Below are 18,728 nucleotides of genomic sequence, written 5' to 3' on the forward strand. Positions count from 1 at the left end.
GCTGAACACCAGCGACTGGCGCTGACTGAAGGGACGGGTCACTGCTATCTCCTCTTAAGAATTTGAGAAATTCTATGATTTAAAAATCATAAAAAACTAGTGGATTATCCTAATATGAGAAAAAACAGTTTTTTAGAGAATGTGACCTGACCGCTAGCCACTACCCAACCGATACAGGAGACTTCTGCATGAACCGCATCACCCGCCGCCTGGGCCTGGCCGCCCTGACCCTGGCCTGTCTCAGTGCCTGGCCTGCCTTGGCGCAGGACTACCCGAGCAAGCCGATCCGGATCATTGCGCCATTCCCCGCGGGCACCGGACCTGATGCCAACACCCGCGAGATCGCCACCGAATTGGGCAAGGTGCTGGGCAGCTCGGTGATCGTGGAGAACCGCCCGGGCGCGTCCAGCATGATCGGCATGGAAGCTGCGGCCAAGGCAGCCCCCGATGGCTACACCCTGGTGATGGGGCCGACCACCGCCCTGTCGGTGGTGCCCCACCTCTACAGCAAGGTGCCCTACAAGGCCGACCGCGATTTCACCCCGGTCAGCATCGTCGGCCTGCTCAACACCGCCTTGACCGCCCACCCCAGCGTGAAGGAGGGCAGCGCCAAGGAGCTGATCGAGCGCCTGAAGAAGCAACCGGGCTCGGTGGTCGCCGCGACCTCGGGCATCGGCAGCTATTCGCATCTGGCAGGGGAGTGGTTTGCCGCCAATGCCGGGGTCAAGATCGATTTCGTGCCCTACAACACCAGCAGCCCCTACGGCGACCTGGTCGGCGGCCAGGTGCAGGTGATCTTCGATGCGCTGCCGGCAGCGATCGGCAATGTCAAGGCCGGCAAGCTCAAGATCCTGGCCATCACTGGCAAGAGCCGTCACCCGAACTTCCCGGAGGTGCCGACCTTTGCCGAGGCCGGACTGCCCGACTACAGCCCCACCGCCTGGATCGGCCTGTTTGCCCCGGCCGGCACGCCAGCGCCTGTCGTCAACAAGCTGGCCGATGCGATGCAGAAGGCCACGGCGCAGAACCCCAACCTGATCGCCAAGTGGCGCTCCTATGGCGGCGAGCTCAAGGCGCAGACGTCGGCCGAGTTCACGGCCTTCCTCAAGCAGGACAGCCAGCTCTGGGGCCAGGCCATCCGTGGCACCGGCATCAAGCTGGACTGAGCCATGAGCAGCGTTCCCATGCTGCTGGCGCTGGAGGAGCGCCGTCGGCAGGCGCTGTTGGCGGGCGACCTGCCCGCCTTGCAGCGGCTGCTGGCCGAAGGGCTGGTCTACGTGCATTCCACCGGAGCCTGCGACCGGCGCGACAGCTACCTGGCCAAGCTCGCGGGCGGCAGCCTGCGCTACCTCGAGCTCGATTTCTCCGAGCTGCAGGTGCAGCTCCTGCAGCAGGCGGCGACGGTCAGCGGCCGCATGAGCGCCCTGGTCAGCAAGGACGGCCAGCGCAAGAGCGTCGCCAGCCTGTTCATGACGGTCTGGGCGTGCGGCGCCGACGGCGAATGGCGCCTGCACGCACACCAGGGCACGCCCCTGCCTGCGGCCTGAGGCCGGCGCGCCACATGCCGAGGCATTCCAAGGTATCCGCGATGCAATCCCGCCTTCCCCTGCCCGAAACCAGCCGCTTCGATGCCGCGCAGCGCGCGGTGCATGACTCGATCCTGTCGACCCGCGGCAACCTCAGCGGCCCCTTCCTGGCCTGGATGCACAGCCCGGCGCTGGCCTCGCCCGCCGAAAAGCTCGGGGCCTTCTGCCGCTACCAGACCGGGTTCGCGCTGGTCGAGTCCGAGCTGCTGATCCTGTGCGTGGCAGCGCATTTCCACTGCCCGGGCGAGCAGCAGATCCACGAGCCGATCGCGCTGCAGGCCGGGCTGTCGCCCGAGGCGATCGCGAACATCCGCGCTGCTGCCAGCCCCGTACTCACGGACGAGCGCCAGCGCCTGCTGCATCGGCTGGCGACCGAACTGCTCGCTACCCACCGCATCGGCGACGCGCTGTACCGCCAGGGCATTGCCGCCTTTGGCGAGCGCGGCATGGTCGAGCTGGTCGGCATCGTCGGCTACTACGCCTTTGTGGCGATGACGCTCAATGCCTTCGAGATGCGGCTGGCCTGACGGCGTCTGGGGCTGGCTGAAGCGTTCAGCAGGCGGCTAGCACCTGCTGTATCGCTGCTATGGATTGGGCCGGCTGGCCGGTGCGCGCGGCCAGATCGCTCATGCAGCGTCGCGCCGGATCAACGCAGCGCTGTAGTCCAGGAACTCACCGAGGTGCTGTGTGATCACGCGCGCGGTGATGGGTAGCAGCAGGCTCTGGTAGTCGTGCACCGCCAGGTTGCGGAATCCGACCATTTTCTGCAGCGAATTGGCCAGCTTCGCTTCGATCCAGCCGGCGCGCGCCAGCAGTTCAAACACGTCACGTGAGCTCTGGGGTAGTCCGAGCTTCTCGCGCCGGACCAGGTGCTGCCCCATGTCGAGCGCCGCTTCGCAGGCGCGCTGGATGTTGAGTACCGCGGCATCCTGGCGCGTGTAGTCGGTGTCGAAATGCTCGCCGGCGGCCGCGTATTCCTCGCGTGCGCGACTCACGCTACGCTCGATCAGCGCTGCTTTGTGGGCCAGCACTTCGTCAGTCATCGGTCTTCCTGACCTGGTAGAGCACTCTTATTTCAGGGCACCAGCACCGTCGGCACTGCCTCGGCCAGCAGCTCGGGGTAGTCGCGGCTGAAGTGCAGGCCGCGGCTTTCCTTGCGCGCCTGGGCCGAGCGCACGATCAGGTCGGCCACCTGCAGCAGGTTGCGCAGCTCGAGCAGGTCGCGCGAGACATGGTAGCTTTTGTAGAACTCGGCGATCTCGGCCTGCAGCAGCGCGATGCGGCGCGCGGCGCGCTCGAGCCGCTTGGTCGAGCGCACGATACCGACATAGTCCCACATGAAGCGGCGCAGCTCGTCCCAGTTGTGCGATAGCACGACCTGCTCGTCGGCGTCGATCACGCGGCTGTCGTCCCAGGGCTTGATGGCCGGGATCTCGGCCACCGGCTGGGCGGCCATGTCGGCCACCGCGGCGCGCGCGAACACCATGCACTCGAGCAGCGAGTTGCTGGCCAGCCGGTTGGCGCCATGCAGGCCGGTGCAGCTGGCCTCGCCGACCACGTAGAGGCCGGCCAGGTCGGTGCGCGCATTGAGGTCGGTGACGACACCGCCGCAGGTGTAGTGCGCCGCCGGCACGACCGGGATCGGCTCCTGGGTGATGTCGATGCCGAGCTCGGCGCAGCGCGCCAGGATGTTGGGGAAATGCTCGTGCAGGAACTCCGGGCTCTGGTGCGAGATGTCGAGGTAGACGCAGTCCAGGCCGTGCTTCTTCATCTCGAAGTCGATCGCGCGCGCGACCACGTCGCGCGGCGCGAGCTCGGCGCGCTCGTCATGCGCCGGCATGAAGCGGGTGCCGTCGGGCAGCTTGAGCAGGCCGCCTTCGCCGCGCACCGCCTCGCTGATCAGGAAGCTCTTGGCGTCGGGGTGGTACAGGCAGGTCGGGTGGAACTGGATGAATTCCATGTTGCCGACCCGGCAGCCGGCACGCCAGGCCGCCGCGATGCCGTCGCCGGTCGCGGTGTCGGGGTTGGAGGTGTAGAGATAGACCTTGCCCGCGCCGCCGGTGCACAGCACGGTGTGCGGCGCGACGAAGGCCTCGACCTCGTCGGTGTCCTCGTTGAAGGCGTAGGCGCCCAGGCAGCGGCGCTCCGCGCCGACGCCGTCCGAGCTGCCCACGGCATGCTTGTCGCTCAGGATCAGGTCGGCCAGCACATGGCTCTCGAACACCTGGACATTGGGCGCCAGCCGCACGCGGTCGATCAGGGTGTGCTGGACCGCCGCGCCGGTCGCGTCGGCCGCATGCACGATGCGACGGTGGCTGTGGCCGCCCTCGCGCGTCAGGTGCAGCTCGCCGTCATGCTGGGTGAACTCGGTGCCCATCGCGCGCAGCCAGGCGATCGCCTCGGGCGCGTGCTCGACCGTGAAGCGGGTCGCGGCCGGGTCGCACAGGCCGGCGCCAGCGACGAAGGTGTCCTGCACATGGGCTTCGAAGCTGTCGTCGTCGGCCAGCACGGCCGCGATGCCGCCCTGCGCCCAGCCGCTTGAGCCGTCGGCGATGGTGCGCTTGGTCAGGATGGCGACCTGCAGATGGGGCGGCAGCAGCAGGGCGGTGCTCAGGCCGGCCAGGCCGCTGCCGACGATGACGACGTCGAAGCGGCGGGTGGTGGGGGCGGACGGGTGTGGGGTGGCGTTCATGGTGGCAAGCTTCAGGCCGGCGTGTAGGCCAGCCGGACATAGATGGGGGCGAAGGCTTCGGCCTGGGTGATCTCGATCAGGGTTTCCTTGGCCAGCTCAAGCATCGCGATGAAGGTGACGACCAGCACCGGAATGCCCTGGTCGAGTTCGAACAGCTCGGCGAATTCGACGAAGCGCCGGCCCTGCAGCCGGCGCAGCACCAGGCTCATGTGCTCGCGCACCGAGAGCGCCTCGCGGCTGATCCTGTGGTGCTGCACCAGCTTGGCGCGGCGCAGGATGTCGCGCCAGGCCTGTTGCAACTCGGCCGGGCTCACGTCCGGCAGTCGCAGGTCCTGCGCTTGCTCGACATGGACGCAAGCGGCCAGGAAGTCGCGCCCGAGCTGTGGCACCTCGGCCAGCTGGCGCGAGGCGATCTTGATCTGTTCGTACTCGAGCAGCCGGCGCACCAGCTCGGCGCGCGGGTCCTCGACTTCCTCGCCGGCGGCGGCCTGGCGCTGTGGCAGCAGCATGCGCGACTTGATCTCGATCAGCATCGCGGCCATCAGCAGGTATTCGCTCGCCAGCTCGAGGTTGCGCGCGCGCACCTGCTCGACATAGCCCAGGTACTGGCGCGTGAGCTCGGCCATCGGGATGTCGAGGATGTTGAAGTTCTGGCGCCGGATCAGGTACAGCAGCAGGTCGAGCGGGCCCTCGAAGGCGTCCAGGAAGACCTCGAGCGCGTCGGGCGGGATGTAGAGATCGGTCGGCAGCGCGAACAGCGGCTCGCCGTACAGGCGTGCAAAGGCCACCGGATCGACCGGTCCGGGCGCGCCGCTAGGCCGGTCGGCCAAGGCTTCGGGCAGCTTGTCGTCCAGGGTGGGCGCGTCGTTCATTCAGGCCCGCGCCGGGGTTCAGCGCAGCGTCGGTTCGGTCTGGTAGACGTAGGGTTGCTGCTTGACGCGGCCTTCGTTGGCGTCGGCATTCCAGTCACGGTCCACGCTTTGCTCCCACAGCAGGGCGCGGCCTTCGCGTTGCTGGGCGTCGAGTTCGGGCCGCTTGGCCTTGAGCGATTCGATGAACTGCGTGGCTTCGGAGGTGTAGTGGGGGCGTGCGAAGAGGCTCATGTCAGTATCGGACCACGGTGTGAAAAATGGGATTCTACCCAGCGGCCCGTTCATGGGCCAGCCAGGGTTTTGCCAATCGCTTGGCGCCAGGCTCGGGAGCTGGCGCCGCTGGAGCCGCCCCGGTCCTGGGGCCGGAGGCGGTCACGACGGTTCAGTGGATGCGCATGCCCGGCTGCGCGCCCGGCCAGGGCTGCAGCACATGGATGCCGGGTTGCGCCTTCTCGTCGGCGTGGCTGGCGGCCAGCACCATGCCCTCGCTGACACCGAACTTCATCTTGCGCGGCGCCAGGTTGGCGACCATCACGGTCAGCTTGCCGATCAGGTCCTCGGGCTTGTACATGCTGGCGATGCCGGAAAACACGTTGCGCGTGCGGCCCTCGCCGACGTCGAGCGTCAGGCGCAGCAGCTTGGTCGAGCCCTCGACCGGCTCGCAGTTCTCGATGCGCGCGATGCGCAGGTCGACCTTGGCGAAGTCGTCGATCGAGATGGTCGGCGCGATCTCCTCGCCGCCCGGGATCAGCTTTTCCGGCTCGGGCGCGGCCGGCGGCTCGAACAGGGCTTCGAGCAGCTTGATGTCGACGCGCTGCATCAGGTGCTGGTAGTTGCCGATGACATGGCCGGCGCCCAGCACGCGGGTCGCGTTGTCGAAGTCCAGCGGCACGCATTGCAGGAAGGCCTCGACGTTGGCGGCCAGCGCCGGCAGCACCGGCTTGAGCAAGGCGGTCAGCACGCGGAAGGCCTCGACGCAGGTGGTGCAGACATCCTGCAGCCGGGCTTCCATGCCTTCCTTCTTGGCCAGCTCCCAGGGCTTGTTGGCGTCGACATACTCGTTGACGCGGTCGGCCAGCGCCATCACCTCGCGGATCGCCTTGCCGTACTCGCGCTCGGCGTAGAGTTCGACGATAGCCGGTACCGCGGTCTGCAGCTGATCGAGCAGGGTCTCGCCGTCGGGCGAGATGGCCGCCAGCTGGCCGCCGAAGCGCTTGGACAGGAAGCCGGCCGCGCGCGACGCGATGTTGATGTACTTGCCGACCAGATCCGAGTTGACGCGGGCCGCGAAGTCGTCCGGGTTGAAGTCGACGTCCTCGTTGCGGCTGTTGAGCTTGGCCGCCAGGTAGTAGCGCAGCCACTCGGGGTTCATGCCCAGTTTCAGGTACTTGAGCGGGTCGATGCCGGTGCCGCGGCTCTTGCTCATCTTCTCGCCGCCGTTGACGGTGATGAAGCCGTGCACATTGATCTGGCTCGGGGTCTTGCGGCCGCTGAAATGCAGCATCGCGGGCCAGAACAGGGTGTGGAAGTAGGTGATGTCCTTGCCGATGAAGTGCACCTGCTCGACCGCCGGGTCGGCGATGTAGCGGTCGTAGTCGACGCCGATCTTGCCCAGGTAGTTCTTCAGCGAGGCCAGGTAGCCGATCGGCGCGTCGAGCCAGACGTAGAAATACTTGCGCGGCGAGCCCTCGGGCAGGTCGGGAATCTCGATGCCGAAGTAGGGCGCGTCGCGGCTGATGTCCCAGTCGCCCAGGCCACCATTGCCTTCCTCGTCCTTGGCGAACCATTCCTTGATCTTGTTGAGCACCTCGGGCTGCAGCCGGCCCGGCTCGGAAGTCCAGTTCTCGAGGAACTCGATGCAGCGCGGGTCGCTGAGCTTGAAGAAGTAGTGCTCGGAGGTGCGCAGCACCGGCGTCGCGCCCGACAGCGCCGAGTAGGGGCTCTTGAGCTCGGTCGGCGCGTAGACCGCGCCGCAGCTCTCGCAGCTGTCGCCGTACTGGTCCTTGGCGCCGCATTTCGGGCATTCGCCCTTGATGAAGCGATCCGGCAGGAACATGCTCTTCTCGGGGTCGAAGAACTGCTCGATGGTCTTGCTGCTGATCAGGCCGTTGGCTTTCAGGTCGCGGTAGATCTGCTGCGCGAGCTCGTGGTTCTCGGGGCCGTCGGTGCTGTGCCAGTTGTCGAACCTGACGTTGAAGCCGTCGAGGTACTGCGCGCGGCCGGCCGCGATGTTGGCGACGAATTGCTGCGGCGTGATGCCGGCCTTCTCGGCCGCGATCATGATCGGCGCGCCATGCGCGTCGTCGGCGCCGACGAAATGCACCTCGTGGCCCTGCAGGCGGCGCAGGCGCACCCAGATGTCGGCCTGGATGTACTCCATGATGTGGCCGATGTGGAAGTTGCCGTTGGCGTAGGGCAGGGCGGTGGTGACGAAGAAGCGGCGATTCGGACTGGGCATGCGGTTTGAACCTGTCGGCGTTGACTAATCCGATGATTTTATCGGTGCGCGCCCTGCGATTGCCCTGGTCCGCGCTGGGGGCATGGGTATCGGGCCTGAGGCGGGATGCGGGCACAATCGCTTCCATGTTCAGCTGGAGAAAAAACTTGGCCATCGACCAACAGGCGCTGCTGGCAGCGCTGCAAACCGTCATCGACCCCAACACCGGCCGCGACTTCGTGTCCAGCAAGGCCTTGAAGAACCTGCAAGTCAAGGGCGACAGCGTCGCCTTCGAGGTCGAGCTCGGCTATCCGGCACAAAGCCAGATCCCGGCGCTGCGCGAGGCGCTGGTCCAGGCCGCGCGCGGCGTCGCCGGCGTCGGCAATGTCTCGGTGTCCATCCACAGCAAGGTGACCGCGCACCAGGTCCAGCGCGGCGTGCAATTGCTCCCGGGCGTCAAGAACATCATCGCGGTGGCCTCCGGCAAGGGCGGCGTGGGCAAGAGCACCACCGCAGCCAACCTGGCGCTGGCGCTGGCCGCCGAGGGCGCGCGCGTCGGCATCTTGGATGCCGACATCTACGGCCCGAGCCAGCCCACCATGATGGGCATCACCGGCCGCCCCGAGAGCCTGGACGGCAAGCTGATGGAGCCGCTGCGCAACTACGGCGTGCAGGTCAACTCGATCGGCTTCCTGGTCGACAAGGACGAGGCCATGATCTGGCGCGGCCCGATGGCGACCCAGGCGCTGGACCAGCTGTTGCGCCAGACCAACTGGGACGACCTCGACTATCTGATCGTCGACATGCCGCCCGGCACCGGCGACATCCAGCTATCTTTAAGCCAGCGCGTGCCGATCACCGGCGCCGTCATCGTCACCACGCCGCAGGACATCGCGCTGCTCGACGCGCGCAAGGGCGTCAGGATGTTCGAGAAGGTCGGCGTGCCCATCCTGGGAGTGGTCGAGAACATGGCAGTCCATGTCTGCTCCAACTGCGGCCATGTCGAGCATTTGTTCGGCGCCGATGGCGGCCAGCGCATGGCGGCCGAGCTCGGCCTCGACTACCTGGGCGCGCTGCCGCTGAAGCTGCAGATCCGCGAGCAGGCCGACAGCGGCTGTCCGACCGTGGTCGCCGATCCCGATGGCGAGGTCGCCGGCCTGTACAAGGCGGTGGCGCGCCAGGTCGCGGTCAAGGTCGCGCAGCGGGCCAAGGACTTTTCGTCCAAGTTCCCGACCATCACCATCTCCAAGGACAGCTGAACCATGCAGGCCGGCGCGCCGAACCGGGTCGAGGTCGCCGTGGTGATGCGGCGCGAGCCCGTCAGCGGTCCGATGAGCCGCTGGCAGAGCTGGCGCTGGGTGCTGGCCGATGTGTTGAGCGGCGAGGCACTGTTGTCGCTCGATGCGCAGGATCTGCCGGCTGCTGCCGGTCCGCTGCCGCTCGAGTCCGCGGCCGGCGCATCGGGCGCGTCGGATCAGGCCAGCCACTGGCTCTATCCGGGTCTGGCGCTCGAGCTTCATCCCGACGATCTCGAGGGCTACTACCTCAACCTGAGCTCGCCCCAGCCCTGTTGCTGGGTGATGTGGCGGCCCGATGAGGCCGTGCTGCCCGATGGCTCTCCCGCGCCGCTGCCGCAGATCGCGACCCTGAGCTACCACGACGCCGGCCGCTGGCTCGACGCGCAGGAGCGGGTCGACCAGGTGCCGGCGCCGGCGGCTGTCGTCGCCTGGCTGGCGGCCTATGTCGAGGCGCGCTACCGGCCCGAGCCCAAGCGCCGCCAGCGGCCCGCCAGCTTCCAGCCGCTGGCCGACCGCTTCGGCAATCCGGTCAGCATCAGCACCGGGGAGCGCCGCCGCCGTGGCGGCAATGCCGCATGACGGGGGACTCCGACGGCTTCCTGGGCCGCTGGGCCAAGCGCAAGGCGCAGGCGCGCTCGGGCGCGCCGCTGCCGCCCGAGCCTGAGTTCGCACCCACAGCGCCTGCGCCCAGGCCCCCAGTTCCGGCATCAGTCCCGGCTTCGTTCCAGGCCCGCGCGACACCGGCCCCAGGCAGCCTTGCCGCCGACCCCGCCGCCTCGCCTGGATCTGCCGGATCGACCGGCCAGGCGGAACCAGCGCTGCCAGCACCCACCCTGCATGACGCGCGGCAGCTCACGCCGGACTCCGACTTCCGGCCCTTCGTCGCGCGCGCGGTCGCGCCCGAGGTCCGCAACGCCGCCTTCAAGCAGCTGTTCAGCGATCCGCATTTCAACGTGATGGACGGTCTCGACATCTACATCGACGACTACTCCAAGCCCGACCCGCTGCCGCTGGCGCTCGCGCGCGAGTTGCTCGAGGCGCATTTCCCGACGCCGTCCAGTACCCGCGCTGCCGCTGCTGCGCCTGACCCCGCCAGTCAGCCAGCGCCGCTGGCCGAGGCGGCTGCCCCCAGTGCCAGCCAGGCCAGCGCCGCCGCCCGGCCCGAGCCCCACCAGGCAGCTGCCGACGCGCTCGATCCCGCACCCGAAGCACCCGCAAGGGCCCAGCCGTCTTCCGATCCCGCCCCATGACCACCCTGATCTGCAACTGCAACCGCACCCTCCCGCTCGACGTGCCGGCCTTGGGTCGCGCCTTGGGCGAAACACTGGTCGAGCACAGCACCCTGTGCCGGCGCGAGGCCCCCGCCTTCCAGCGCGCAGTCAGGGATGGCAGTCCGCAACCCCTGGTGGTCGCCTGCACCCAGGAGCGCCGCCTGTTCAACGAGCTGGCGGCGCAGACCGAAGGTGCGCCCGAGTCGCGTCCGATCCGCTTCGTCAACCTGCGCGAGACCGGCGGCTGGGGCCGCGAGGGCAAGCAGGCCAGCCCGAAGATGGCGGCGCTGCTCGCGCTGGCCCGGCTGCCCGAGCCCGATCCGGTGCCGAGCGTGAGCTTTCGCAGCGAGGGCCGGCTGCTCGTGATCGGTCCGCTCGAGCGCGCCGAGGCGCTGGCCGAGCGGCTCGACGACGCGCTCGAGCTGACCCTGTTTGCCACCGGCGGCGCCGGGCGCCAGGAGCGGCGCCATCCGGTGCTGGCCGGCCAGCTGCAGCGCCTGAGCGGACGGCTCGGCGCCTTCGAGCTCGAATGGAGCGCGAACAATCCCATCGCGCTCGACCTCTGCACCCGCTGCAACGCCTGCATCGATGCCTGCCCCGAAGGCGCGATCGGCCTCGACTACCAGGTCGACCTGCAGGCCTGCAGCGGCCACCGCGACTGCGTGCGCGTCTGCGAGGCGGCCGGCGCGATCGACTTCCAGCGCGCGCCGCAGTCCCAGAGCGAGCGCTTCGACCTGGTGCTGGACCTGCGCGAGACCCCGGCCTTCAGCCAGCACCAGAAGCCGCAAGGCTATTTCCACCTGCCGCCCAAGGCCGATGCCGAGAAGCAGCTCGCCGCGCTGCTGAGCCTGCGCGAGCTGGTCGGCGAGTTCGAGCAGCCGCGCTTCGTCCAGTACCAGTCCCGCCTGTGCGCCCATGGCCGCAACGGCAAGACCGGCTGCAGCGCCTGCATCGACATCTGTTCGGCCTCCGCCATTTCCAGCCGCAGCAGCGGCGCCGACCGGGCGCGGGCCCAGATCCAGGTCGATCCGCACCTGTGCGCCGGCTGCGGCGCCTGCAGCACGGTCTGCCCGAGCGGGGCGCTGTCCTACGGCTACCCCAGCCTGGCGCACCAGGGCGACAAGCTGCGCCGCCTGCTCTCCACCTATGCCCGCGCGGGCGGGCGCGATGCCGTCCTGCTGCTGCACAGCGACGAGGCCGGCAGCCGTCTGATCGACGACTGGGGCCGCGCCGCCCGGCTCGACCGCAGCCTCAACGGCGTGCCGGCGCGCGTGCTGCCCTGGCCGCTGCGCCATGTCGCCAGCCTCGGCATCGAGTTCTGGCTCTCCGCCATCGCGCAGGGCGCCAGCCAGGTCTGGCTGCTGGCCACCGACGCCGAAGCACCCGACTACCTGCGCGCGCTGCGCGAGCAGCTCGAAGTCGCCCAGTCGCTGCTGGCCGGACTGGGCTATGCCGGCGAGCATTTCCGCCTGCTGCAGGCGCGTGATGCGCGCGACATCGCCGCGCTCGACGCCGAGGCGCAAGCCGCGCCGGCGCAGGGCGTGCGCGAGCCGGCCCGCTTCGCGCTGCAGGCCGACAAGCGCGCCACCCTCGAGATGGCGCTCGAACAGCTGCAGCGCCAGGCGCCGCTGGCCCGGCTGCCGCAGGCCATCCCCTTGCCGGCGGCGGCACCGCTGGGCACCGTGCGCGTCGATGCCGATGCCTGCACGCTGTGCCTGAGCTGCGTCAGCGCCTGCCCGGCCGGCGCGCTGCAGGACAACCCCGGCCAGCCCCAGCTGCGCTTCACCGAGAAGAACTGCCTGCAATGCGGCCTGTGCGTGCGCACCTGCCCCGAGCAGGCGATCACGCTCGAGCCGCGCCTGCTGCTCGAGCCCAGCCGGCGCGAGCCGCGCGTGGTCGCCGAGCAGGCGGCCTTCCACTGCATCCGCTGTCACAAGCCCTTCGGCACCGAGCGCGGCATCGCCGCCATGATCGCGCGGCTCGGCGCGCACCCGATGTTCCAGGGCGCTGCCGCCGACCGGCTCAAGATGTGCGGCGACTGCCGCGTCATCGACATCCACACCGGGCCCGAGTCCCGCATTACCGACCTGTGAGCCCCGCGATGAACCCCATGCCCCAGTCCTCCGCCCTCGACGAGGAAACCGCCCGCGCCGAGCTCTACGGCTTGCTGGCTGCGCTGTTCTACGCGCCGCCCGCGCCCGAGCTGCTGGCGCAACTGCGCGTGGCTCCGACCGAGGCGCCCAGCGCCGGCGCCTACCTCGAGGAACCCTGGCGCGCGCTGGTCGGCGCCGCCCGCGCCGCCGATGATGCCGCGATCCAGGACGAGTTCGATGCGCTGTTTGGCGGCGTCGGCAAGCCGGCGGTCAGCGTCTACGGCTCCGAGTACCTGAGCGGTTTCCTGAACGAGAAGCCGCTGGCCGCGCTGCGCGAGGACCTGGCCCGGCTCGGCCTGGCGCGCGACGCCGCCATGCCCGAGACCGAGGACCACTTCGCCTGCCTGTGCGAGGTGATGCGCTACCTGATCGCGGGCGACGAGGTCGAGGTCTGCAACCTGACCCAGCAGCAGGCCTTCTTCGCGCGCCATCTCCAGCCCTGGACCGAGCGCCTGTGCGACGCGCTCGCGGCGCAAGCCCTGCCTTTCTATGCCGCGCTGGCGGGCTTCACGCGCGCCTTCATGGCCGTCGAGGCCCAGGGCTTCGACCTGCTCGACTGAGGCGATCCCGGGCCGCCGAGCCCGCTTTGCTGCAGCGCAGGATTGCCGCCGGTCCCGGCCAGCGCTACAGTAACATATGGATGCCGTGCATAAGTGTGGTCACGGCCATTGCAGTCTCGCAGGCTGCCGGAGAACCATATGAAGAACGATTCCTCCAATTCCGGCTTCAGCCGCCGGCGCTGGTTTGCCGGCGCCGGCACGGTGGGTGCCGTCGCGGCCGTGGCCGCCGTCCTGCCCGGCACCGGCCTGGTCGCCAAGGACGCCAGTCCGTCCGATCCGGCCCAGCCCGAGCCGAGCGGCTACCGGCTCTCGGCCCATGTCCAGCGCTACTACCAGACCACTCGTCTCTGAGCTGGCCTCCTTCCGCAGGCCTGAGCAGGCCTCTCATCCACGGGCGAGGTGATTCCATGATGTTGACCCGAAAGACCACTCGCGGCGCCAGCGGCGCAACTTCCCATGGCGGCGCCCTGGTGCAGCGCCTGCAGCACGGCCTGGCGCAGGCGCTGCCGACGATGGACCGGCGCGGTTTCCTGCGCCGCTCCGGCCTGGGCCTGGGCGTCGGCCTGGCGGCTGGCCAGCTCAGCCTGGTGCGCAAGGCCGAGGCCGCCGCTGATGCCAAGGCCGATGGCGCGCGCAAGATCGAGGTGCGCCGCACCGTCTGCAGCCATTGCTCGGTCGGCTGCGCCGTCGATGCCGTGGTCGACAACGGCGTCTGGGTGCGCCAGGAGCCGGTGTTCGACTCGCCGATCAACCTCGGCTCGCATTGCGCCAAGGGCGCCTCGCTGCGCGAGCATGGTCATGGCGAATACCGGCTGCGCTACCCGATGAAGCTGGTCAAGGGCAAGTACCAGCGCATCAGCTGGGACCAGGCGCTGAGCGAGATCTCCGACAAGATGAAGGCGCTGCGCGCGGCCAGCGGCCCCGACAGCGTCTACTTCATCGGCTCGTCCAAGCACAGCAACGAGCAGGCCTATCTGCTGCGCAAGTTCGTCAGCTTCTGGGGCACCAACAACTGCGACCACCAGGCGCGCATCTGCCACTCGACCACCGTCGCCGGCGTGGCCAACACCTGGGGCTACGGCGCGATGACCAACTCGTACAACGACATGCAGAACAGCAAGGTCGCGTTGTACATCGGCTCCAACGCCGCCGAGGCGCACCCGGTCTCGATGCTGCACATGCTGCACGCCAAGGAGCATGGCTGCAAGATGATCGTGGTCGATCCGCGCTTCACCCGCACCGCGGCCAAGGCTGACGAGTACGTGCGCATCCGCTCCGGCTCCGACATTCCCTTCCTGTTCGGCATCCTGCACCACATCTTCAAGAACGGCTGGGAAGACAAGGCCTACATCAAGGACCGGGTCTGGGGCATGGACAAGGTGCGCGACGAGGTGTTGTCCAAGTGGACGCCCGACAAGGTCGAGGAGGCCTGCGGCGTCAAGGAGGAGCAGGTGCTGCGCGTCGCCACCCTGCTGCACCAGCACCGCCCCGGCACCGTCGTCTGGTGCATGGGCCAGACCCAGCACACCATCGGCAACGCCATCGTGCGGGCCTCCTGCCTGCTGCAGCTGGCGCTGGGCAACATCGGCAAGAGCGGCGGCGGCACCAACATCTTCCGTGGCCACGACAACGTGCAGGGCGCGACCGACGTCGGCCCCAACCCCGACTCGCTGCCGGGCTACTACGGCCTGGCCGAAGGTTCGTGGAAGCATTTCGCTGCCGCCTGGGGCGTCGATTACGAGTGGATCAAGGCCCAGTACGCCGAAGGCCAGATGACCAAGCCCGGCATCACGGTCTCGCGCTGGATCGACGGCGTGCTCGAGAAGAACGAGCATATCGACCAGGGCCCGAACCTGCGCGGCGTCTTCTACTGGGGCCATGCACCCAACTCGCAGATGCGCGGCCTCGAGATGAAGCGCGCGATGGACAAGCTCGACCTGCTGGTGGTGGTCGATCCCTATCCGTCCGCCACCGCCGCGATGGCGGCCATGCCGGGCGATGCCGCCGACCTCAATCCCGACCGCGCGGTCTACCTGCTGCCGGCGGCGACCCAGTTCGAGACCAGCGGCTCCTGCACCGCGTCCAACCGCTCGCTGCAGTGGCGCGAGAAGGTGATCGACCCGCTGTGGGAGAGCCGCAGCGACCACATGATCATGTACCAGCTGGCGCAGAAGCTCGGCTTCGACCAGGAGCTGGTCAAGAACGTCAAGCTGCAGCAGGTCAAGGGCCAGGACGAGCCGGTGATCGAGGACATCCTGCGCGAGATCAACCGCTGCGTCTGGACCATCGGCTACACCGGCCAGAGCCCGGAGCGTCTCAAGGCGCACATGCGCAACATGCACGCCTTCGACGTCAAGACGCTCAAGTGCAAGGGCAAGGTGGTCGATGCCGAGACCGGCTACGACCTGACGGGCGACTATTTCGGCCTGCCCTGGCCTTGCTACGGCACGCCCGAGCTCAAGCACCCGGGATCGCCCAACCTCTACGACACCTCGGTGCACGTGATGGAGGGTGGCGGCAACTTCCGCGCCAACTTCGGCGTCGAGAAGGACGGCGTCAGCCTGCTGGCCGAGGACGGCTCGCACTCCAAGGGCGCCGACATCACGACCGGCTACCCCGAGCTCGACCATGTGCTGCTCAAGAAGCTGGGCTGGTGGGACGAGCTCACCGACGCCGAGAAGGCCAAGGCCGAGGGCAAGAACTGGAAGACCGACTCCAGCGGCGGCATGATCCGCGTCTTCATGCAGAACCACGGCTGCCACCCGTTCGGCAACGCCAAGGCGCGCGCCGTGGTCTGGAACTTCCCCGACGCGATCCCGCAGCACCGCGAGCCGATCTTTGGCATCCGGCCCGACCTGGTCGCCAAGTATCCGACCCATGACGACCAGAAGAACCGCTGGCGCCTGCCCATCCTCTACAAGTCGCTGCAGCAGAAGAACGTCGAGGAGAAGCTGCACGAGAAGTTCCCGCTCATCATGACTTCGGGCCGCCTCGTCGAGTACGAGGGCGGCGGCGAGGAAACCCGCTCCAACCCCTGGCTGGCCGAGCTGCAGCAGGAGATGTTCGTCGAGATCAACCCGGCCACCGCCGCCGCGCGCGGCATCCGCAATGGCGGCCGGGTCTGGGTCAGCAGCCCGACCGGCGCGCGGCTCAACGTGCAGGCGCTGGTGACCGAGCGCGTCGCGCCCGACACCGTGTTCCTGCCCTTCCACTTCTCGGGCCGCTGGCAGGGCAAGGACCTGCTCGAGCATTACCCCGAGGGCGCGCACCCGATCGTGCGCGGCGAGGCGGTCAACACCGCGACCGGCTATGGCTACGACATCGTGACCATGATGCAGGAAACCAAGACGCAGATCTGCAACGTCGAAAGGGCTTGAGATGGCACGCATGAAATTCATTTGTGACGCCGAGCGCTGCATCGAGTGCAACGGCTGCGTCACCGCCTGCAAGAACGAGCACGAGGTGCCCTGGGGCGTCAACCGCCGCCGCGTCGTCACCCTCAATGACGGCGTGCCGGGCGAGAAATCGATCTCGGTCGCCTGCATGCACTGCAGCGACGCGCCCTGCATGGCGGTCTGCCCGGTGCAATGCTTCTACCGCACCGACGAGGGCGTGGTGCTGCACGACAAGGATGTCTGCATCGGCTGCGGCTACTGCAGCTACGCCTGTCCCTTCGGCGCGCCGCAGTTCCCGGGCCAGGGCACTTTCGGCGTGCGCGGCAAGATGGACAAGTGCACCTTCTGCGCCGGCGGTCCGGAGGAGAACGGCAGCCAGGCCGAGTTCGAGAAATACGGCCGCAACCGCCTGGCCGAAGGCAAGCTGCCGGCCTGCGCCGAGATGTGCTCGACCAAGGCGCTGCTCGCGGGCGACGGCGACGTGGTGGCCGACATCTTCCGCACCCGGGTGGTGCAGCGCGGCAAGGGCGCCGAGGTCTGGGGCTGGGGCACCGCCTACGGCAGCAAGCCGGCCAAGCCAGGAGACGCCTCATGAAGCCGAAGCTGCTGACCCTGGGCGCCTTGTGCGCCGCCTTCGCGCTGTCGGCCTGCGGCGAAAAGCCGCAGCAGCTCGGCGGCGGCATCAAGTCCGACCAGCCAGCCCATCAGGGCGTGGGCCAGAGTCCCTATGCGCAGCCGGGTTGGCAGGCGGGCGATGCCAACGGCTGGACCCAGCAGCTGCGCGCCCGCGCCCAGTACGGCCAGAACGAGTACAGCCGCACCAGCCAGCCCTGAACCGGAGCGAGCCATGAACCGGATTTCCTTCCATGCCCACGCGCCGCTGCGCGCCGGCCTGCTCGCCGCGCTGCTGCTGACGGGCGGTGCAGTGCTGGCCGCCGAGCCAGGGCCAGCGGCTGCAGCGGCGCCTGCGCCCGTTGCCGCGCCGGCCCCGCTGGCTGGCACGCCTGCCATCCGCAGCGCCAACATCCTGACGCTGCAGGATGCCAGCGCCGAGCCCGGCTATGCCGAGCAGAGCAATGCCCAGCGCGCCCAGGTCCAGCCCGGCAACAACGCGCCGGTCTGGCGCCAGGTCGGGCAGGGCGTCAGCGGCACGGTCAACATGCCCTATGCCGAATATGGCACCCTGATCCAGCCCACGGTGCAGTATCCGGGTGTGCGCAAGGCCAGCGCCGGCGAGGCCTGGCGCCAGCTGCGCAACCAGGTGCTGCTGCCCTACGGCGCCGCCCTGCTGCTGATCGTCGCGCTTGCGCTCGGGCTGTTCTACTTCGCCAAGGGGCCGCTCGGCCAGGAGCATCCGCCGGGCCAGGGCCAGCCGATCGAGCGCTTCACGCCCTTCGAGCGTGCCGCACACTGGAGCAACGCTGCCGCCTTCCTGACGCTGGCGCTGTCGGGGCTCGTGATGGCGTTCGGCAAGTTCTTCCTGCTGCCGGTGCTGGGCAGCACGCTGTTCGGCTGGCTGGCCTATGCGCTGAAGAACCTGCACAACTTCATCGGGCCGCTGTACGCGGTCTCGCTGCTGGTGATGATCGCGACCTTCGTCAAGGACAACATCGCCAACCGGGCCGATTTCCAGTGGCTGCTGCGCGCGGGCGGCATGCTGGGCCAGGGACAGGTACCCTCGCACCGCTTCAACGCCGGCGAGAAGGGCATCTTCTGGTGGGCCGTGACCATTCCCGGCCTGCTGCTGGTCGCCTCGGGCCTGGTGCTCGACAAGCTGGTGCCGGGGCTGGACTATTTCCGCGCCGACATGCAGCTCGCGCACATGGTCCATGCCGCGCTGGCGCTGCTGTCCTGTGCGCTGATCGCAGGCCATATCTACATGGGCACGGTCGGTACGCGCGGCGCCTACCGCGCCATGAGGACCGGCTATGTCGAGCCCGGCTGGGCCCGCGAGCACCACGAGCTCTGGTACCAGGACATCCAGTCCGGCAAGATCCCGGCCCAGCGCAGCCAGAAGGCTGCCGCCCGGCCGCAGGTGCCGATCTCCGTGAATCCCGTCTCCAGGAGCCCGTCATGACAGCGACACCCGCGAAACTTCTCCTGCTGCTGGCCTGCCTGCCGATCGCCGCGCTGGCCAAGCTGCCGACGCCCGAGCTCAGTCCGGAGGAGCAGGCCAAGGCCGCCGAGACCAAGGCCAAGGCGGCGCATCAGGCCAAGGTCGATGGCTACCAGACCTGCCTGGCCTCCGAGAAGGCGGCGGCGCATTACTTCAAGACCCATCCCCAGGCGGCCAAGCCGGCGGCAGCGCCCGCCTGCACCGACCCGGGTCCCTTTGTCGCACCCGCACCGGCGCCTGCTGCGGCCAGCGCAGCGGCAGCCCCCGCTGCCCCGCCCGCACCGGCGGCCAAGACCAGTGCCAAGAAGCCCTGAGGTGGAAGGAGCCTTCATTGCCGCCAGCGCTGAC

General features: G+C 68.7%; 19 protein-coding genes. 14 read left to right on the forward strand and 5 right to left on the reverse strand.

Annotated features, from left to right (window positions below):
• Window positions 1-188 precede the first annotated feature (188 nt).
• The 3 genes from C6P64_RS05095 to C6P64_RS05105 are packed head-to-tail and all read left to right on the forward strand — an operon-like array spanning window position 189 to window position 2,113.
• Window positions 189-1,166, forward strand: a complete 978-nt coding sequence (locus tag C6P64_RS05095) for a Bug family tripartite tricarboxylate transporter substrate binding protein (protein WP_105747514.1) — start codon at window positions 189-191, stop codon at window positions 1,164-1,166.
• Window positions 1,167-1,169: 3 nt separating this feature from the next.
• Window positions 1,170-1,547, forward strand: coding sequence for a nuclear transport factor 2 family protein (locus C6P64_RS05100; RefSeq protein ID WP_105747515.1), 378 nt, complete (start codon window positions 1,170-1,172; stop codon window positions 1,545-1,547).
• 41 nt (window positions 1,548-1,588) lie between these two features.
• Entirely contained in the window at window positions 1,589-2,113 is a 525-nt protein-coding gene (locus tag C6P64_RS05105) for a carboxymuconolactone decarboxylase family protein (RefSeq protein WP_105747516.1), read from the forward strand.
• 99 nt (window positions 2,114-2,212) lie between these two features.
• Here C6P64_RS05105 and hepT read toward each other — a convergent pair whose 3' ends face one another.
• The 5 genes from hepT to metG form a co-directional block, all read right to left on the reverse strand.
• The gene (gene hepT, locus C6P64_RS05110) at window positions 2,213-2,629 is read right to left on the reverse strand and encodes a type VII toxin-antitoxin system HepT family RNase toxin (protein WP_105747517.1); all 417 of its coding nucleotides are present in this window, start codon (window positions 2,627-2,629) and stop codon (window positions 2,213-2,215) included.
• Window positions 2,630-2,661: 32 nt separating this feature from the next.
• Window positions 2,662-4,278, reverse strand: a complete 1,617-nt coding sequence (gene nadB, locus C6P64_RS05115) for an L-aspartate oxidase (RefSeq protein WP_105747518.1) — start codon at window positions 4,276-4,278, stop codon at window positions 2,662-2,664.
• Between the two features lie 11 nt (window positions 4,279-4,289).
• Window positions 4,290-5,150, reverse strand: coding sequence for a segregation and condensation protein A (locus C6P64_RS05120; RefSeq protein WP_105747519.1), 861 nt, complete (start codon window positions 5,148-5,150; stop codon window positions 4,290-4,292).
• An 18-nt stretch (window positions 5,151-5,168) separates the two neighbouring features.
• A complete protein-coding gene (locus tag C6P64_RS05125) occupies window positions 5,169-5,381 on the reverse strand; it encodes a DUF3460 family protein (protein ID WP_105747520.1) in 213 nt (70 codons plus the stop codon).
• 151 nt (window positions 5,382-5,532) lie between these two features.
• Complete coding sequence (gene metG, locus C6P64_RS05130; RefSeq protein ID WP_105747521.1) at window positions 5,533-7,608, reverse strand: methionine--tRNA ligase; 2,076 nt, start codon at window positions 7,606-7,608, stop codon at window positions 5,533-5,535.
• Window positions 7,609-7,733: 125 nt separating this feature from the next.
• Between metG and apbC the strand changes: the two genes are divergently transcribed.
• From apbC to C6P64_RS05185, 11 genes are all read left to right on the forward strand, one after another.
• Complete coding sequence (apbC, locus tag C6P64_RS05135) at window positions 7,734-8,846, forward strand: iron-sulfur cluster carrier protein ApbC (protein ID WP_425436728.1); 1,113 nt, start codon at window positions 7,734-7,736, stop codon at window positions 8,844-8,846.
• A gap of 3 nt (window positions 8,847-8,849) precedes the next feature.
• A complete protein-coding gene (locus C6P64_RS05140) occupies window positions 8,850-9,464 on the forward strand; it encodes a DUF3305 domain-containing protein (protein WP_105747523.1) in 615 nt (204 codons plus the stop codon).
• Window positions 9,461-10,135, forward strand: a complete 675-nt coding sequence (locus C6P64_RS05145; RefSeq protein ID WP_105747524.1) for a DUF3306 domain-containing protein — start codon at window positions 9,461-9,463, stop codon at window positions 10,133-10,135. Before C6P64_RS05140 ends, C6P64_RS05145 begins: the two co-directional genes overlap by 4 nt.
• On the forward strand, window positions 10,132-12,249 hold the full coding sequence (locus C6P64_RS05150) for a 4Fe-4S dicluster domain-containing protein (RefSeq protein WP_105747525.1): 2,118 nt from the start codon (window positions 10,132-10,134) through the stop codon (window positions 12,247-12,249). Before C6P64_RS05145 ends, C6P64_RS05150 begins: the two co-directional genes overlap by 4 nt.
• A 17-nt stretch (window positions 12,250-12,266) precedes the next feature.
• Window positions 12,267-12,869, forward strand: coding sequence for a TorD/DmsD family molecular chaperone (locus C6P64_RS05155; protein WP_245911629.1), 603 nt, complete (start codon window positions 12,267-12,269; stop codon window positions 12,867-12,869).
• 138 nt (window positions 12,870-13,007) lie between these two features.
• Window positions 13,008-13,220, forward strand: a complete 213-nt coding sequence (locus tag C6P64_RS05160) for a formate dehydrogenase (protein WP_105747527.1) — start codon at window positions 13,008-13,010, stop codon at window positions 13,218-13,220.
• A 56-nt stretch (window positions 13,221-13,276) separates the two neighbouring features.
• Entirely contained in the window at window positions 13,277-16,246 is a 2,970-nt protein-coding gene (locus C6P64_RS05165) for a formate dehydrogenase subunit alpha (protein WP_105747528.1), read from the forward strand.
• Window position 16,247: 1 nt separating this feature from the next.
• Entirely contained in the window at window positions 16,248-16,859 is a 612-nt protein-coding gene (gene fdh3B, locus C6P64_RS05170) for a formate dehydrogenase FDH3 subunit beta (RefSeq protein ID WP_105747529.1), read from the forward strand.
• A complete protein-coding gene (locus C6P64_RS05175; protein WP_105747530.1) occupies window positions 16,856-17,098 on the forward strand; it encodes a hypothetical protein in 243 nt (80 codons plus the stop codon). The genes fdh3B and C6P64_RS05175 overlap by 4 nt, the downstream gene beginning before the upstream one ends.
• Window positions 17,099-17,111: 13 nt before the next feature.
• Entirely contained in the window at window positions 17,112-18,341 is a 1,230-nt protein-coding gene (locus tag C6P64_RS05180; protein ID WP_105747531.1) for a formate dehydrogenase subunit gamma, read from the forward strand.
• Window positions 18,338-18,694 (forward strand): hypothetical protein, encoded by a 357-nt coding sequence (locus C6P64_RS05185; protein ID WP_105747532.1) that lies wholly within the window; start codon window positions 18,338-18,340, stop codon window positions 18,692-18,694. The genes C6P64_RS05180 and C6P64_RS05185 overlap by 4 nt, the downstream gene beginning before the upstream one ends.
• Window positions 18,695-18,728: the final 34 nt, after the last annotated feature.

The organism is Malikia granosa (genome assembly GCF_002980595.1).
Lineage (GTDB): Bacteria > Pseudomonadota > Gammaproteobacteria > Burkholderiales > Burkholderiaceae_C > Malikia > Malikia granosa.

Coding starts and splice junctions, on each gene's coding strand:
- C6P64_RS05095 (WP_105747514.1), top strand. CDS start 189: ATGAACCGCATCACCCGCCGCCTGGGCCTGGCCGCCCTGACCCTGGCC.
- C6P64_RS05100 (WP_105747515.1), top strand. CDS start 1,170: ATGAGCAGCGTTCCCATGCTGCTGGCGCTGGAGGAGCGCCGTCGGCAG.
- C6P64_RS05105 (WP_105747516.1), top strand. CDS start 1,589: ATGCAATCCCGCCTTCCCCTGCCCGAAACCAGCCGCTTCGATGCCGCG.
- hepT (WP_105747517.1), bottom strand. CDS start 2,629: ATGACTGACGAAGTGCTGGCCCACAAAGCAGCGCTGATCGAGCGTAGC.
- nadB (WP_105747518.1), bottom strand. CDS start 4,278: ATGAACGCCACCCCACACCCGTCCGCCCCCACCACCCGCCGCTTCGAC.
- C6P64_RS05120 (WP_105747519.1), bottom strand. CDS start 5,150: ATGAACGACGCGCCCACCCTGGACGACAAGCTGCCCGAAGCCTTGGCC.
- C6P64_RS05125 (WP_105747520.1), bottom strand. CDS start 5,381: ATGAGCCTCTTCGCACGCCCCCACTACACCTCCGAAGCCACGCAGTTC.
- metG (WP_105747521.1), bottom strand. CDS start 7,608: ATGCCCAGTCCGAATCGCCGCTTCTTCGTCACCACCGCCCTGCCCTAC.
- apbC (WP_425436728.1), top strand. CDS start 7,734: ATGTTCAGCTGGAGAAAAAACTTGGCCATCGACCAACAGGCGCTGCTG.
- C6P64_RS05140 (WP_105747523.1), top strand. CDS start 8,850: ATGCAGGCCGGCGCGCCGAACCGGGTCGAGGTCGCCGTGGTGATGCGG.
- C6P64_RS05145 (WP_105747524.1), top strand. CDS start 9,461: ATGACGGGGGACTCCGACGGCTTCCTGGGCCGCTGGGCCAAGCGCAAG.
- C6P64_RS05150 (WP_105747525.1), top strand. CDS start 10,132: ATGACCACCCTGATCTGCAACTGCAACCGCACCCTCCCGCTCGACGTG.
- C6P64_RS05155 (WP_245911629.1), top strand. CDS start 12,267: ATGCCCCAGTCCTCCGCCCTCGACGAGGAAACCGCCCGCGCCGAGCTC.
- C6P64_RS05160 (WP_105747527.1), top strand. CDS start 13,008: ATGAAGAACGATTCCTCCAATTCCGGCTTCAGCCGCCGGCGCTGGTTT.
- C6P64_RS05165 (WP_105747528.1), top strand. CDS start 13,277: ATGATGTTGACCCGAAAGACCACTCGCGGCGCCAGCGGCGCAACTTCC.
- fdh3B (WP_105747529.1), top strand. CDS start 16,248: ATGGCACGCATGAAATTCATTTGTGACGCCGAGCGCTGCATCGAGTGC.
- C6P64_RS05175 (WP_105747530.1), top strand. CDS start 16,856: ATGAAGCCGAAGCTGCTGACCCTGGGCGCCTTGTGCGCCGCCTTCGCG.
- C6P64_RS05180 (WP_105747531.1), top strand. CDS start 17,112: ATGAACCGGATTTCCTTCCATGCCCACGCGCCGCTGCGCGCCGGCCTG.
- C6P64_RS05185 (WP_105747532.1), top strand. CDS start 18,338: ATGACAGCGACACCCGCGAAACTTCTCCTGCTGCTGGCCTGCCTGCCG.